Origin of the sequence: Nocardia sp. NPDC004860 (assembly GCF_040609015.1) — a bacterium.
GTDB lineage: Bacteria > Actinomycetota > Actinomycetes > Mycobacteriales > Mycobacteriaceae > Nocardia.
In genome coordinates, this window is sequence record NZ_JBEXJI010000005.1 from 31,621 (window position 1) to 46,742 (window position 15,122).

Here is a 15,122-nt window from a genome sequence, read left to right on the forward strand (position 1 = left end):
GCAGGTCTATCGGTCGTGCCTCAGGACGCACCACGTCCCTGACTCGGGCGGCGAGCTGCGCCGCCTGCCACCCGGGTGAGAGCCGCCGACCGCTGGGACGAGAGCGGGGTCAGCTGCTTACGAAGTCGCCCGAGTTGCCCATGGCCTGGGTCAGCAGGCTCTTCCGGTACTGCTCCAGGGCGACCAGGTCGCCGAACAGGGCCATGTAGCCGTCGGGCTGTTCGGTCGAGGAGATGCGCTGGAGTTTGGACTTCAGTTCGGCGATCTGGCGGCCGACCCAGGACTCCTGCGTGCGGGCCAGGACGCCGGTGACGAAGCGGGGGATGTCGTCGGCGGACTTCACCGGGAGGGGTTCGGCGGCCAATTCGGAGACCAGGGCCCGCAGGGTGAGGTCTTCGGTGTTGTCGGCGACCGTGGCGACCCATTCCGCGCCGGACAGACCGCTGGCGGTGCCACCGGCCTCGGCGATGGCGGCGCGGACGGCGATGTAGGCGGGCTGGGTGAAGGCTTCCGGCTCCAGGGCATCGAAGACGGGGCCCGCGAAGGCGGGGTATTGCAGTGCGGCGGCCAGGGTTTGACGCTGCGGGAGCAGGGTCGGGTCGTGCGGGTTGGGCCGGGCCGCGGGGTGCTCGGTGACCTCTTGGCGCGCTTGACGTTCGGGGATGCCGGGTTTGGCGCCGGTGCGGGCGCCCTTGCGGGCTTCATCGCCGACGCGGCGCACGACCTGCTGGATGTCGTCCCAGCCGACCCAGCCAGCCAGTTTGGTGGCGTACGCCTTGCGGAGGGCGAAGTCCTTGATCTGGGAGACGACGGGGACGGCGCGGCGCAGCGCCTCGACCTGTCCCTCGGGGGAATCCAGATTGTGTTCGGCGAGCAGGCCGCGGATGACGAACTCGTACAACGGGACTCGGCGGGCCACCAGGTCGCGGACCGCGCCGTCGCCATTGCGCTGGCGGAGTTCACAGGGGTCGAGGCCGTCGGGGGCCACGGCGATGTAGGTCTGGCCGGCCAGTTTCTGGTCGCCGGAGAAGGCCTTCAGGGCGGCGGCCTGGCCCGCCTCGTCGCCGTCGAAGGTGTAGATGATCTCGCCGCGCCAGAAGTTGTCGTCCATGAGCAGGCGGCGCAGGATCGCGAGGTGCTCGTCGCCGAAGGCGGTGCCGCAGGAGGCGACAGCGGTCTTGACGCCCGCCATGTGCATGGCCATGACGTCGGTGTAGCCCTCGACGACGACGGCCTGGTGGCCCTTGGCGATCTCGCGCTTGGCGTGGTCGAGGCCGAACAGCACCTGAGACTTCTTGTACAGCAACGTTTCCGAGGTGTTGATGTACTTGGCGGTCATGGTGTCGTCGTCGTACAGACGGCGGGCGCCGAAGCCGATGACCTCGCCGCCGAGATTGCGGATGGGCCACAGCAGGCGGCGGTTGAAGCGGTCCATGGGGCCGCGCTGACCCTGCTTGGACAGGCCCGCGGCCTCCAGCTCCTTGAAGTCGAAGCCCTTGCGCAGCAGGTGTTTCGTGAGCGTGTCCCAGCCGCCGGGGGCGTAGCCGCAGCCGAACTGGCGGGCGGCGTTGTGGTCGAAGTTGCGGTCGGTGAGGTACTTGCGGGCCGCTTCCGCTCCGGGCTCGCCGAGCTGGGAGACGTAGAACTCGTGCGCGGCGGCATTGGCGGCGACCAGGCGGGAACGGGTGCCGCGATCGCGCTGGACGGAAGTGCCGCCACCCTCGTAGTTGATCTTGTAGCCGATGCGGTCGGCCAGCTGCTCGACCGCCTCGACGAAACCGACGTGCTCGATCTTCTGCAGGAAGGCGAAGGCGTCGCCACCCTCACCGCAGCCGAAGCAGTGGAAGACGCCGTGATTGGGGCGCACGTGGAAGGACGGGGACTTCTCGTCGTGGAAGGGGCACAGGCCCTTCATGGAGTCGGCGCCGGCGCGCTTGAGAGTGACGTACTCACCCACGACATCCTCGATCCGGACACGTTCACGAATCGCCGCGATATCGCGGTCAGGAAGTCGGCCTGCCACGGAGCGAGTCTAGCGCTCCCCCGCTTCCCCGAAACTTCAGCGCGCTCCCCCGCCTCCCCGACAACTTCAGCGCACTCCCCCGCCTCCCCGACAACTTCAGCGCACTCCCCCGCCTCCCCGACAACTTCAGCGCACTCCCCCGCCTCCCCGACAACTTCAGCGCACAACTAGGAGCCGTTGCTGGTTCCACACGCGTGCCGGCGGTCAGGTGCGACGAAAATTTCGGACGTACCCGACGAGTTACCCCAGGCGCAGCGAAATCAGTTGTCCCGTCCCCGACGACGAACCATGGAACCGGGCTGCGAGGATCTATCGGTGCTCAGCCTCTATCACGATGCCCGGACGCCGGTGCATGCCGTGCCCGCCGGGGTGAAGGTGCTGGTGCTGGCGGTCGCGGGGACGGCGTTGTTCTTCGTGCCGTCGATCGTGTGGGTGGGGGTCGCGCTGGCGGTGGTGCTGGGTTTGTATGCGGTCGCGCGGATTCCGTGGCGGACGACCGGGCGGCAGGTACTCGGGCTGGCACCGTTTCTCGTATTGATCGTGGTCGCGCAGGTGATCTTCACCGGTTGGCACACCGCGATCCTGGTCGGCGAGCGACTGCTCACGCTGGTCCTGCTGGCCAATCTGGTGACACTCACCACACGCACCTCCGCCATGGTCGAGACCATCGAACGGGCGCTCGGTCCACTGCGGCCGGTGGGCGTCCGCCCCGAGCGCGTGGGGCTGCTGGTCGCCATGACCATCCGATTCATCCCCGTCATCCGTGACCAGGCCGAACTCGTCCGCTCGGCGCAGCGCGCCCGCGGCATCGAACGCAGCACGGTCTTCCTGGTTCCGCTGCTGATCCGCACACTCCGCATGGCCGACGGGGTCGGCGAGGCGCTGGACGCCCGCGGCCTGGACTGAAGGGTCCGAACCGGGGCCATTTAGGATGCCTCGGTGCGTAGTAGGGATTTGGCGCAGATCGCGCTGTTCGCGGCAATCATGGTGGTGTTGGGATTCTTCCCGCTCATTCAGCTGCCGGGAGCCTTCGCGCCGTTCACCTCGCAAACCCTGGGCGTCATCCTGGCCGGGTCGATTCTGGGCGCCAAGCGTGGTGCGCTGGCCATTCTGCTGTTCGATGTGCTGGTCTTCGCCGGCCTGCCGGTGCTGCCGGGCGGGCGCGGCGGGCTGTCGGTGATCATGGGCCCGACGGGTGGCTTCGTGATCGCCTATCCGATCGGCGCACTGGTGATCGGACTGCTCACCGAACGCCTGTGGCGGTACTACAACCTGCCCATCGCCCTGCTGATCAACTTCCTGGGCGGCGCGATCGTGCTGTACGTCATCGGCATTCCGTGGATGGCCGCCGCCGCGCACATCTCGCTGGGCAAGGCGATCACCACCTCGGTGGCGTTCCTGCCCGGCGATGTGGTCAAGACCGTGGTCGGCTCGCTGGCCGCGGTGGCGGTCCGCAAGGCGTATCCGATGATTCCGGCACGAGCATGATCGAACTCGACGGCGTCTCGCATCGGTTCGGGGAGCGCGCGGTGCTGCGCGACCTCGATCTGCGCCTGAGTGAGAACCGGATTGCCATCATCGGTTCCAACGGGTCCGGCAAGTCCACGTTCGCGCGATTGCTCAACGGGCTGCAGGTGCCCACCGACGGGCGCGTGCGGGTCGACGGGCTCGATACCCGCAAGCAGGGCAGGGCCGTTCGCAAACTGGTCGGATTCGTCTTCCAGGATCCGGATGTGCAGATCGTCATGCCGACCGTCGCCGAGGATCTGGCCTTCGGGCTCAAGCACCATGGCGTCGCCAAATCCGAGATCCCGGACCGCGTCAGCGCGACCCTGGCCGAATACGGCCTCACCGAATTCCGCGACCACCCGGCGCATTTGCTCAGCGGCGGGCAGAAGCAGCTGCTCGCGATCGCCGCGGTGCTGTCGGTGGGGCCGAAGTACGTGGTGTTCGACGAACCCACCACGCTGCTCGACCTGCGCAACACCCGCCGTATCTCCCGTCTGCTGCACGAACTTCCGCAGCAGCTGATCGTGGTCTCACACGATCTGGACCTGCTCGCCGACTTCGACCGGGTGCTGGTCTTCGACGAGGGCCGCATCGTGGCCGACGGCCCGCCGGGCGAATGCATCGCACGGTACGTGGCCATGCACACCGCGAACTGATCCGCGCGGATTTCCGATTCGGTCAATGCGGACGGATTTTCAGTCATTCCGGACAGATTCGCACGACCCGCGAGACCCGATGGGTCAGCATCACTCCTCGCGCCCGAACAGATGCCGCCGCACATGGGCATTGAGCCGTTGCCCCGGCCGCGAATTGAACGCCATGTGCACACTCACCCGCGGAATCTCCCCCTGCACCGGTGTCACCCGATGCCGTGATCGCCGCCCGGCGTGCAGTACCAAGGTCCCCGGCACGGTCGGCAGCATCTTCACCATGTGCCGGTGCCGCATGGGCAGCCCGCCGCCGCGCTCGATGAAAGCCCCGGGCAGCGGAATGTATTCGAGCGCCCCGCCCCGCTCCGGCGCGACGATGTGCAGCATCACGGTGTAGTCGGACATGTCGTAGTGCCAGTCCTGCACATCCCCGTTCTCGTGGATCTGCACCGTCATTGCCCCCAGCTCGTCGGCCGAGCGGTAGGCCTGCTCCCCCACCAGGTGGGACACGAACTCCCGCAATGGTTCCCAGTGGTAGAGCGCCTTCAGCGGCGAGGAATCCGGAATCCGGTCGCAGGCGACCGTGTACTCGAACCGCATGGCGTCGCCCAGCCCGTCGGAGAGCACATCCGCGGCCATCTCGGTCACCGCGGCGGGGCGCAGGAATTCGGGCAGCACGGTGACACCGCTGACCAGGAAGTCCGCCTGCGCCCGCTCGATCACCTCGCGCAGCCGTGCCACCGACCTCCGGTCCAGCGGGTACCGATCCAGGTCGACTATGCCGTCCACCTCGCGGGTCATCGCGCCCCCTGCCGCCGGTTCCACCGGATTCAGGGTATCGCGGCGGCGACCCGTTCCAGGCGGCTCTCGGTGTAGGACGCGATCTGGTCGACGATCACCCGCACCCGTGCGGTGTCGTCGACGGCCGCCTCCCACCACGGCAGCAGCAGCCGGTCCAGCCCGTGCGGGGCGGCTTCCAGCAGCCGGTTGGCGACCAGCAGGATGCGTTCGCGCTGCCCAGCCTGGCGCACCCGGTGGATGGGGTCGGAGAGCACGTAGCGCAGCGCCATGGTCTTGAGCACCGCGACCTCGGCGGCCGCGATGCGCGGCACCTCCAGATCGGCGGTGTAGCGCGATAATTGGCGGCCACCCCAGGCCGCGCGGGTCGCCTCGACCGCGGCGGTGGCGAAACGGCCCACCAGATCGCTGGTCAATCGTTTCAGGGCCACGGAGGCGCGCAGGGAGCCGTCGTATTCGGCGGCGGCGGAGACCACCGGCATCTCCGAGAGCCGCTGGGCAGCGGCGACCAGCTCCTCCAGCGCCAGCGAAGGATGCTGGCGCGCACCGAGTTCCGCGAGCGCGACCTGTTCGACCGGGTCGGCCAGCGCCCGCAGATCGATGCGGCCCACGATCACCCCGTCCTCGACATCGTGCACCGAGTACGCGACATCGTCGGACCAGTCCATGATCTGCGATTCCAGGCACTGGCGGCGATCCGGCGCACCCTTGCGGACCCAGTCCAGGCGGTCCATGTCGATGCCGTACGCGCCGAACTTGGAGCGGGGACCCGTCCTGCCCCAGGGGTATTTGATGACAGCGTCCAGTGCGGCCCGGGTCGGGTTGAGCCCGAAGCTGACGCCCTGATCGTCGATGACCTTCGGCTCCAGCCGGGTGAGGATGCGCAGGTTCTGCGCATTGCCCTCGAATCCGCCGTGCGCGTCGGCGAATTGGTCGAGCGCCTGCTCGCCATTGTGGCCGTAGGGCGGATGCCCGATATCGTGCGCCATCCCGGCCAGATCCACCAGATCGGGATCACAGCCCAGACTGTCGGCGATGCTGCGGCCGATCTGGGCCACCTCCAGCGAATGGGTCAGCCGCGTGCGCGGGGTGTCCCCGTCGCGCGGCCCCATCACCTGCGTCTTGTCCGCCAGCCGTCGCAGCGCCGCGGAATGCAGCACCCGCGCCCGATCCCGCGCGAATTCACTGCGCCGGGCCGGGCACGGCGACCAGCTCAGTCCCGCGGTCCGCTCGGTTTCGGGCACCATGCGCTCCCGATCGGCCTCGGAGTACACACCGTCATAGTCGATACGCGCGTTCATCGCTCACTGATCCGCCGTGTATTTGAAATCCGCCGAGAAATGGGTCAGCTGGTACCAGAGCAGGGCGAAGGTCTCCCGGAAGATGCCGTGCGCCTGCGATTCCCGGGTGTACACCGCCGGGCCGGTGCGGGTGGGCGCGGTCCAGGCGGCCAGCCCGGCATCACGCATCATGGTGCGGGTGCGCAGTGAATGCCAGGGGTCGCTGACCAGCACCACCGACGACTTACCGCGCGCCAGTAGCGCTCTCGACACCGCCTCCACGCTCTGCAGGGTGTCGGAACCGGTTTCGACGGCCAGGATCCGATCCTCCGGCACGCCACGGTCTTTCAGATAGTTCTTGCCCGACGCCGCCTCGGTGTAGTTGTCACCGACCTGCTTGCCGCCCACGGTGACGATCATGGGCGCGATCTGCTTGCGGAACAGCTTGTACGCCTGGTCCAGTCGCGCCTCGAACACCGACGACGGTGTGCCGTCGTACTGAGCCGCGCCCAGCACCACGATGGCGTCGGCGGGCGTGTAGTCGTCGATGCGGGCCACCTGCCAGACCCGCACGGCGGTACCGCCCACCACCAGGACGCCCATGAGGAGCGTACCGATGAGCAGTCGCCGGGCCCAGCGCAGCACACCGTGTCCGCCGGGGGGGTTGACGGAGGTGATGTCCCGGACCAGACAGTCCGGTTCGGTCGGGCGGTTCCGGAGTTTCACCAACCGCGTCGCCGCCACTCGGGCAACTGCGGGCGCTCCACTCCGAGGGTGGTGTCGTCGCCGTGGCCCGGGTACACCGCGGTGTCGTCCGGGTAGCGGCCGAAGAGTTTGGTTTCGACATCGCCGAGCAGCGAGGTGAACTGCTCCGGCGAGAGGGTGCGGCCCACGCCGCCTGGGAACAGCGAATCACCGGTGAACAGGTGCGTGCGGCCGGCACCGTCGGTGAGCGCCAGCGCGACCGAGCCGGGCGTGTGCCCGCGCAGGTGGATGGCTTCCAGCTCCAGCTCACCGACCTGGACACGGTCGCCGTCCGCGAGCAATCGGGCCGGGGTGACGGGCAGCGGGTCGGCGTCCAGCGCGTGGGCGGCGGTGGGGGTCTCGATCGCCTTCACGACATCCGGCAGCGCGATCCAGTGGTCCCGGTGCTGATGCGTGGTGACGATGAGTTCCACCCGGTCCGGCGCCTCCTGGCCGATGAGCTCGAGAATCCGGTCCGCCTCATTGGCGGCATCGATGAGCAGCGTCGCGCCGGTGGCGGCGCACTGCACCAGATAGGTGTTGTTGTCCATGGCGCCCACTGACATTTTCACGATGCGCGCACCCGGCACCTCACGCTGCTGCGGGTTGGAGCCGGGCGAGACGTGTCCCGTGTAGGGCGAATCGATCGTGATCACTCCCCGATCGTAGTCATGGCCCTCGACACAGTGTGCAGAAGAAACCGACCCTCAGCGTTCCAGAGTTAGATTCGGAGCATGCGGCTATCGAAGCAGCTGTTCCTCCTCGTGATCGGCTTGCTCCTGGCCTCGGCCCTCGTCGGCGGGCGGGCCGCACCGGCCACGGCCGACGCGCCGCTGCGGTTGCCCGGCTATGTGACCGACAATGCCGGCGCGCTCGATCCGGGGCAGACCGCGGAACTGCAGCAGGCCATCGACTCGCTGTACTCGCGCGACCACGAGCGGCTGTGGGTCGTCTACATGCGCAATTTCAATGGGATGGACTCACATTCGTGGGGTGAGCAGACCGCGGGGCTGTCCGGGTTCGGGGATCGGGACGTGCTGCTGTCGGTGGCCGTGGACGATCGGGCCTACGCGTTCACGGGAACGCTGCCCAAGTCGGTCAGCGACAAGGACCTGGACAAGCTGCTGATCGACCAGGTCGAACCCAAGCTGCGGGCCGGGGATTGGGCCGGGGCCGGGCTGGCCGCGGCGAGCGGGCTGTCGCACGCCATGAGCGGGTCCGGCGGTGCCGGGCTCGGGCCGCTGCTGATCCTGGCGCTGGCGGTGGTGCTGGCGGTGCTGGGTGTGTGGCTGTGGTCACGGCGGCGCAAGACGCGGCGCGAACGCTCGGTGATGGAGTCGGCTCGCAAGACCGATCCGACCGATACCGCGGCCTTGGCAGCCCTCCCCCTCGTGGTCCTGGACGCGCTGTCCAAGGAAACCCTCGTCGACACCGACAATGCCATTCGCACCAGCACCGAGGAATTACGGCTGGCCACCGACGAATTCGGGACCACCGCCACCACGCCGTTCACCGCCGCGCTCACGGGCGCGAAGAACGCGCTGGCCAAGGCCTTCTCGATCCGCCAGCAACTCGACGACGACATTCCCGAAACGCCCGACCAGCAGCAGCGCATGCTGGTCGAGCTGATCAGCAGCTGCGGCAGCGCGAATCGGGAACTCGACGCCAAGGTCGGCGAATTCGACGCCATGCGCGATCTGCTCATCAATGCTGGGGAGCGGCTGGACGCGCTGACCCGGGCCATGGTGGAGCTGACCGCGCGGCTGCCGACATCGCAGGCCACGCTCGCTCAGCTGGTGGCCGACCACCCCGCCTCGGTGCTCGCGCCCATCCGCGACAACGTGAGCATGGCGCAGGAGCGAATCGGCTTCGCGGAGAAGACGATCGAGGACGGCCGGGCCGCGGTCGCCAAACCCGTCGGCCGGCAGGGCGCGGCGGTCGCGGACATCCGCACCGCCGAATCCGCGGTGGACGCCGCGCGCACGCTGCTCGACGCGGTCGACACCGCCGCCACCGATATCGACCAGGCCCGCGCCGGATTGCCCGCGATCATCGAGGAACTGCGCCGCGACCTCGCCGCCGCGTCCGGACTCTCCGAACACGGCGGGACCGAATTGCGCAGCGCCACAGCGGCTGCCCGCACCGCGCTGGATCAGGCCACCGCCGACGCCGCCACCAACCCGCTCGGCGTCTTCCGGCAGGCCATCGCCGCCGACATCGTCCTCGATCAGGCCATCGCGTCCGCCACCGACCGCAAGCGGGCCGCCGACGACCTGCGCCGCCGCCTCGACCAGACCCTCACGGCCGCTCGCAGCCAGGTCAATGCCGCGGCCGACTTCATCAGCACTCGCCGCGGCGGCGTGGACGCGGAACCCCGGACCCGCCTCGCCGAGGCCCAGCGCAGCCTCGAGCAGGCCGAGCAGCTCGCATCCGCCGACCCGGATCGCGCACTGCAATCCGCCCAGCGCGCAGCCGAACTCGGCGCCCGCGCCCTCCACACCGCCCAGGCCGCCGTCCGCGACTGGCAGGCCCAGCAACAACGCGTCAGCTCCGGCTCCCAAACCGGCGCCATCCTCGGCGGCATCCTCATCGACGGCATGCTCCGCGGCATGGGCAACGAATACCGCCGCGGCGGAGGAGGTTTCGGCGGCGGAGGCAGCAGCTACGGCCCCGGCTCCTTCGGCGGCTCCGACGGCTCCCGCCGCATCAGCCGCGGCGGGAGGTTCTGAGCACCTACGGTCAGCCACTGCGGAGCCTGTGGTCGGCCGCTACTTGCGAATCACTGGCCGCCGAAGTCGGTTCCCGCGGCCTTCGCCTTGAAGATCAGCCACCGGTGATCCGCGAATCTGGCTCTGCGCGCGATGATGCGCGGCTTCGAAGACTTCCGAAGGTCAGAGCCAGCCGAGGCCTTCGGCGGCGCGGACTGCTTCGGCGCGGGTTCGGGTGCCGGTTTTGCCTATTGCGGCGGAGAGGTGGTTGCGGACTGTGCCTTCGGACAGATGGAGTTGCCTGGCTATCGCGCCGGCGGTGGCGCCGTTGGCCGCGGCGGCGAGGACTTCGCGTTCGCGGGCGGTCAGGGGTGAGGTTCCGGCGGTGAGGGTTTCGGTGGCGAGGGCGGGGTCGACGACGCGCAGGCCCATGTGGACGCGGCGCACGGCATCGGCCAATTCCCGGGCGGGCGTGTCCTTGACGACGAAGCCCGAGGCTCCGGCGTCGACGGCGCGGCGGAGGTAGCCGGGGCGGCCGAAGGTGGTGACCATGAGGATGCGGACTTCGGGGTGGGCCGCGTGCACCTGCGCCGCGGCCGAGATGCCGTCCTGGCCCGGCATTTCCACGTCCAGCAGGGCCACGTCGGGGGCGGTGCGTGCGACGGCCGCGAGGACCTCGTCGCCCCGGCCCACCTCGGCGACCACCTCGAGGTCGGGCTCGAGGCTGAGCAGGGCGGCGAGGGCGCCGCGCACCAGGGCCTGGTCGTCGGCGAGCAGCAGTTTGATCATTCCGGCTCCTTGATGGTCGCCGGAAAGCTTGCCAGCACCCGCAATCCGCCCTCCGGCCGGTTGGCGAGGGTGAGGGTGCCGCCGGTGGCCTGCACCCGCTCGCGCAGGCCGGCCAGGCCGGAGCCGGAGCGCGCCGAATCGCTCATGCCGACGCCGTCGTCGGACACCTCGATGCTGGTGGGAGTGACCCGCACCCGGCAGCGGGCCGCGCCGCTGTGCCGCACCACATTGGTCACGGATTCGCGCAGCACCCAGCCGAACACCACGCTGTGGCGGATCGGCAGATCGTCGGAATCCGGTAGCTCGGCCTCGATCTCGGCGGCGCGCAGCGCCGTGCGGGCATTGGCCAGCTCACCCGCCAGCGACACCTCACGCAGGCCGCCGACGGTGGAGCGCACCCCGGCCAGCGCCTCCCGGGCCAGCCGCTCCACATCGGCCATCTCGGTTTTCGCCCGGTCCGGGTCGAGATCGACGAGTCGTTGCGCCAGTTCGGTTTTCACCGTGATGACGGTCAGCGAATGGCCGAGGATGTCGTGCACGTCGCGCCCGACCCGCAACCGTTCCTCCGCCACGGCCAGCTCGGTGAGCTGCTTGCGGGCCAGGTACAGCTGGTGATTGCGCACCAGGATCACGCGAATCCCGCCGACGGCGAAGCCCGCCAGCGCGATCGGCTGGATGAGCCCCCAGTTCGGTGGCTGACCGGTGACCAGCTGCGGCACCACCCCGAACGCCACGATCAGCACCAGCTCGAGGGGGATGGCCCACCGGACCGGCGCGCTGAAGCCGATATAGGAGGCCATGTAGACGCTCATGCCCAGCATCGAGGAGTGCAGGGTGATCGCGGCCGCGGCGATCAGCACCGCCTGCATGACCAGGGGAACCAGGACCGTGCGCGGTTCGGGGTTGGGCGGCCACGCCCCGCCCACCGGCCGGTCGCCCCGCACGATCCGCCAGTAGGACCAGATGTAGCAGGCGCCGAAGGCCATGATCACCGTGAGCGTGTATACCCGGGCCGCCGGATTCTCCAGCTCCCAGCCCCGCCGCAGCGGCTCGATCAGATACACCGCCCACACCGCCGCGAACAGCGACCCGAACCGCCGCCGTCGCCGAATGCCCTCTTCCTCCGCGTCCACAGAGCCGGACGCTACACCGAACAGGATCGGTCGCGGCGACAGTCGCGGACCGGCTGTGCCGCGGACGGCTCGCTCCGTGTCCGGGCCGCCGTCGTCCGCGGAGCCGCTCCACACCGCGCGGACCGACGCGCCGAGGCCCGGCCGGGCGGTGCGCTCAGCCGGACCGGCGTCCAATGATCGTTCAGCGGGCGGTGTCACGGCGGAAGAGGTAGGCGGAGCCGAGAGTGAAAACGGCGGCCCAGGTCACGACGTTCACGATGGCCAGGACGATGCCCGCGGCGCTGGGCTGGGCGAAGGGGGCGCGGGCGAGGACGGCTATTCCATTGGTGGGCACCAGTTTCGAGACGATCTCGAACCAGCCGTGCAGCGGGTTGAACAGGCCGCCGGCGAAGGACAGCAGGGCCAGGGAGACGCCGAGCAGCTGCATGACGTTCTCGGCGGGCAGCAGGTAGCCCATGAACAGGCCGAAGGCGGCGAAGACCAGCGAGCCCAGCCAGGCGATCAGGAAGCAGCTCACCCACGCCGACGCCGGCAGGTATGCGCCGAAGACGGCCCCCGTTACGAAAACCACTGTCACCGAGAGCAATCCGAGCACCATGGCCACCAGGATCTTGGTGGCGATGTAGGCCAGCGGGTGCAGCGGGGTCAGGCGGAGCTGGCGGCTCCAGCCCGCCGCCCGCTCGACGGCCACCCGGGCCGCGCCGGTGGAGGTCGCCAGCAGCGCGCCGTAGACGGCCATGGAGACCATGACGTAGCCGGTGGCATTGCCGGTGCCGAAACCCTCGCTGCGATAGCCGGCGCTGGTGCCGAAGATGATGAAGAACAGCGGCGGCATGACCAGGGCGAACAGGACGGTGCGCTTGTCGCGCAGGGTGCGCCGCAGTTCCAGGCGCAGGAAGGCGGGCCGGTAGCCGCCCAGCGGTCGTGCGGGCCGGGTGTCGAGGGTGGTCATCGGTGGTCTCCCGTCGTGGTCAGGGCGAGGAACGCGTCCTCCAGGTTGTGTCCGGAGATCTCCAGGTCGACGGCTTCGGTGGCGGTCAGCAGGTAGCGGGCCACCACGTCGGAGTCCTTGGCGCGCACGATGATCCGGCTGCCCCGCTGCTCCACCTGGTCGACGCCGGGCAGGGCCAGCAGCCGCGCCGGATCGGCGGCGGGCAGGGTGGCGCTGATGGTGCGGCCCGCGGCCAGGCTCTTGATCCGGGCGGCGCTGCCGTCGGCCACCACCCGCCCGGATCGCACCAGCACGATGCGGTCGGCGTAGGCGTCGGCCTCGTCGAGGTAGTGGGTGGCGAACAGGACGGTGCGGCCGCGGCGGGCGTCGTCGCGGATGGCGTGCCAGAAGTCGCGCCGCCCTCCGACATCCATGCCGGTGGTGGGTTCGTCGAGCACGACGAGGTCGGGATCGGGCAGCAGGGCCAGTGCGAAACGCAGCCGCTGCTGCTGGCCGCCCGAGCATTTCCCGACGGGCCGGTCGGCGATGTCGTCGATCCCGGCCCGCACCAGCACCTCCCGCACCGGGCGCGGGCGCGCGTGCAGGGTGGCGATCAGGCGTACGGTCTCGCCCACGGTCAGGTCCGGCAGCAGCCCGCCGGACTGCATGACCGCCGAAACACGTCCTCCTGCAATGGCTTCCGCGGGTGCCGTGCCGAAGACCCGCACCTCCCCCGCATCCGGCCGGGCGAGGCCGAGCAGCATGTCGATGGTCGTCGTCTTCCCCGCGCCATTGGGCCCGAGGAAGGCGACGATCTCACCCGGCCGCACCGTCAGATCCAGTCCGTCCACGGCGCGCACAGTCCCACCGGGTGCGGCGAAAGTCTTGACCAGCCCCAGTATCTCGATGGCCGGGGCAGTCCCGTGCCCGGACCGCTGGACCGCGATGCCATCAGCAGTAGCGTTCATAGTTCTACTGTCGGCCGCCGGGGTCCGCGGCACCTCCGTCGTCCGTCACTACTCGGCCATGACAGATGTCATGGCCGGTGCGCGGTGGGACTAGGCGGTTACCGTGATCGTGTGCAGGCCGCCCGGGCCGAACGGGAAGGGCGGACGTTCGGCCGAGTCCTGGACCTCGCCGGAGCGGCTGATCACGCGGGCCTGGAGGGTGTGGGCGCCCGGCGGGAGATCGACGAGGGTACGCCAGCGCCGCCAGGCGGCCGGCGCCAGTTCCGAGCCGAGTTCGACCGGGAGCCATTCGGTTTCGTCGACGCGGATCTCCACGCCCGCGACCCCGTGGGGCGGGGCCCAGGCCACGCCCGCGACCGTGAACTTGCCGGAACTCGTGCCGCCGCAGGTCGCCACATCGATGCGGGCCTGCGGGCGCACCCACAGCGGCTCGACCGGCCAGCCGCGCTTGCACCAGTAGTCGACATGGGTGTCGTCGGCGAGTTCGAGCTCGGTGATCCACTTCGCCCCGGAGTACTGCCCGTAGATGCCGGGCACGAAAACCCGTGCGGGGAAGCCGTGTTCGGGCGGCAGCGGTTCGCCGTTCATGCCGATGACCAGGTAGCCGGGCCATTCGCCGGTGCGCAGCGGTTCCAGCGGCAGCGAGATGGTGTAGCCGTCGGCGGCGCGGGTGACCAGCCGGGTCGCCCCGGCTTCGGGGACGGCGTGGTCGAGCAGTGCGGTCAGCGGGACACCGAACCAGCGGGCATTGCCGCAGCGGCCCGAGCCGGCCGTATTGTGCACGCACACCATGACGGCATCGAATTCCACGGCCTGCTCGGCCAGATCGGCCAGCGACAGCCGCAGGTGATGGGCCACCCGGCCGCCGATGGCCAGCCGCCACTGGGCGGGATCGATGCGCGGCGGCCGCGAATTCACGTCCGCCACATAGAATTTTCCCGCGGGTGTGATCAGGGGCGACAGTCCCGGTTCCAGCCCGAGGCCGTCCTCGGGGACCGGCGCGTGCGCACCCCACGACCCGGACCGCCGCGCCACCTCGCGGTACCGCTGGTCCTCGCGGCGCACCAGCACCTCGGCGGCGGCGAGCATGCCGGTTCCCGCTGCCGCCCACAGCAATCCGTGCCGGGGCGCGGTGGAGCGGCGCAGTCCCGCGCGCAGTAGCGCCGCCGCGGCCACGCCGCCCGCCGCGCCGGGCACCGATCGGTTGGCGCTGCGCAGTGCGGCGGCCGCCGCTCCCGCGCCGAAGGCCACCGCTGCCGGGGTCCGCAGCCGCGGCGGCAGCAGGGCCATCCCGGCGGCCGCGGCGATGCCGCCGAGGGCCACCCCGAGGCGGGTCATCTCCTTGTCGTGCTCCCCGGCCTGCGCCACCATGGTCTCGACCACCGGCACGGGCGCGTAGTCGGCGGCCAGCCGCCCGATTCCGTCGAGCATGGACCCGCCTCTGGCCGCGGCGAGCAGCTCGCCCGCGCCGAGCGCACCCAGCCCCACCGCCGCCGCGCCCAGCGGCCGCCGTTTCCCATTCACCGACACTTGCCCGAACCTTCCGTAGCCGACCGGGTTTCCAGCGCCCATTCTTCCCCAGCGGCGGC

14 protein-coding genes are annotated in these 15,122 nt (G+C 70.0%); 4 read left to right on the plus strand and 10 right to left on the minus strand.

Going from position 1 to position 15,122, the window contains the following annotated elements:
• Nucleotides 1-109 precede the first annotated feature (109 nt).
• Complete coding sequence (dnaG, locus tag ABZV44_RS12945; RefSeq protein ID WP_354835415.1) at nucleotides 110-2,023, minus strand: DNA primase; 1,914 nt, start codon at nucleotides 2,021-2,023, stop codon at nucleotides 110-112.
• Between the two features lie 315 nt (nucleotides 2,024-2,338).
• Here dnaG and ABZV44_RS12950 point away from each other — a divergent pair, with 315 nt between their 5' ends.
• From ABZV44_RS12950 to ABZV44_RS12960, 3 genes are read left to right on the plus strand one after another with little or no spacing between them, the layout of a single operon-like run.
• Nucleotides 2,339-2,929 carry an energy-coupling factor transporter transmembrane protein EcfT gene (locus tag ABZV44_RS12950; RefSeq protein WP_354835417.1) on the plus strand — a complete coding sequence of 197 codons (591 nt, stop codon included), beginning with the start codon at nucleotides 2,339-2,341 and terminating at the stop codon, nucleotides 2,927-2,929.
• A gap of 33 nt (nucleotides 2,930-2,962) precedes the next feature.
• On the plus strand, nucleotides 2,963-3,511 hold the full coding sequence (locus tag ABZV44_RS12955) for a biotin transporter BioY (protein ID WP_354835419.1): 549 nt from the start codon (nucleotides 2,963-2,965) through the stop codon (nucleotides 3,509-3,511).
• Entirely contained in the window at nucleotides 3,508-4,188 is a 681-nt protein-coding gene (locus tag ABZV44_RS12960; protein WP_354835421.1) for an ABC transporter ATP-binding protein, read from the plus strand. The genes ABZV44_RS12955 and ABZV44_RS12960 overlap by 4 nt, the downstream gene beginning before the upstream one ends.
• A gap of 90 nt (nucleotides 4,189-4,278) precedes the next feature.
• Here the strand turns inward: ABZV44_RS12960 and ABZV44_RS12965 are convergent, their stop codons facing one another.
• From ABZV44_RS12965 to ABZV44_RS12980, 4 genes are all read right to left on the minus strand, one after another.
• Complete coding sequence (locus ABZV44_RS12965) at nucleotides 4,279-5,007, minus strand: hypothetical protein (protein WP_354835423.1); 729 nt, start codon at nucleotides 5,005-5,007, stop codon at nucleotides 4,279-4,281.
• A 5-nt stretch (nucleotides 5,008-5,012) separates the two neighbouring features.
• Nucleotides 5,013-6,281 (minus strand): deoxyguanosinetriphosphate triphosphohydrolase, encoded by a 1,269-nt coding sequence (locus ABZV44_RS12970; RefSeq protein ID WP_354835425.1) that lies wholly within the window; start codon nucleotides 6,279-6,281, stop codon nucleotides 5,013-5,015.
• A 3-nt stretch (nucleotides 6,282-6,284) separates the two neighbouring features.
• Nucleotides 6,285-6,863 carry a YdcF family protein gene (locus ABZV44_RS12975; RefSeq protein WP_354835992.1) on the minus strand — a complete coding sequence of 193 codons (579 nt, stop codon included), beginning with the start codon at nucleotides 6,861-6,863 and terminating at the stop codon, nucleotides 6,285-6,287.
• A gap of 119 nt (nucleotides 6,864-6,982) precedes the next feature.
• Nucleotides 6,983-7,660: an MBL fold metallo-hydrolase gene (locus ABZV44_RS12980; RefSeq protein WP_354835427.1), complete on the minus strand. Its 678-nt coding sequence runs from the start codon at nucleotides 7,658-7,660 to the stop codon at nucleotides 6,983-6,985.
• Nucleotides 7,661-7,738: 78 nt separating this feature from the next.
• Here ABZV44_RS12980 and ABZV44_RS12985 point away from each other — a divergent pair, with 78 nt between their 5' ends.
• The gene (locus tag ABZV44_RS12985) at nucleotides 7,739-9,733 is read left to right on the plus strand and encodes a TPM domain-containing protein (protein ID WP_354835429.1); all 1,995 of its coding nucleotides are present in this window, start codon (nucleotides 7,739-7,741) and stop codon (nucleotides 9,731-9,733) included.
• 162 nt (nucleotides 9,734-9,895) lie between these two features.
• Here ABZV44_RS12985 and ABZV44_RS12990 read toward each other — a convergent pair whose 3' ends face one another.
• From ABZV44_RS12990 to ABZV44_RS13010, 5 genes are all read right to left on the minus strand, one after another.
• Nucleotides 9,896-10,501, minus strand: a complete 606-nt coding sequence (locus ABZV44_RS12990; protein ID WP_354835431.1) for a response regulator transcription factor — start codon at nucleotides 10,499-10,501, stop codon at nucleotides 9,896-9,898.
• Nucleotides 10,498-11,832 (minus strand): sensor histidine kinase, encoded by a 1,335-nt coding sequence (locus tag ABZV44_RS12995; RefSeq protein ID WP_354835433.1) that lies wholly within the window; start codon nucleotides 11,830-11,832, stop codon nucleotides 10,498-10,500. The genes ABZV44_RS12990 and ABZV44_RS12995 overlap by 4 nt, the downstream gene beginning before the upstream one ends.
• The gene (locus ABZV44_RS13000; RefSeq protein ID WP_354835435.1) at nucleotides 11,816-12,586 is read right to left on the minus strand and encodes an ABC transporter permease; all 771 of its coding nucleotides are present in this window, start codon (nucleotides 12,584-12,586) and stop codon (nucleotides 11,816-11,818) included. Before ABZV44_RS13000 ends, ABZV44_RS12995 begins: the two co-directional genes overlap by 17 nt.
• Entirely contained in the window at nucleotides 12,583-13,533 is a 951-nt protein-coding gene (locus ABZV44_RS13005; protein ID WP_354835437.1) for an ABC transporter ATP-binding protein, read from the minus strand. Before ABZV44_RS13005 ends, ABZV44_RS13000 begins: the two co-directional genes overlap by 4 nt.
• Nucleotides 13,534-13,623: 90 nt before the next feature.
• Entirely contained in the window at nucleotides 13,624-15,063 is a 1,440-nt protein-coding gene (locus ABZV44_RS13010) for a molybdopterin-dependent oxidoreductase (RefSeq protein ID WP_354835439.1), read from the minus strand.
• Between the last annotated feature and the right edge of the window lie 59 nt (nucleotides 15,064-15,122).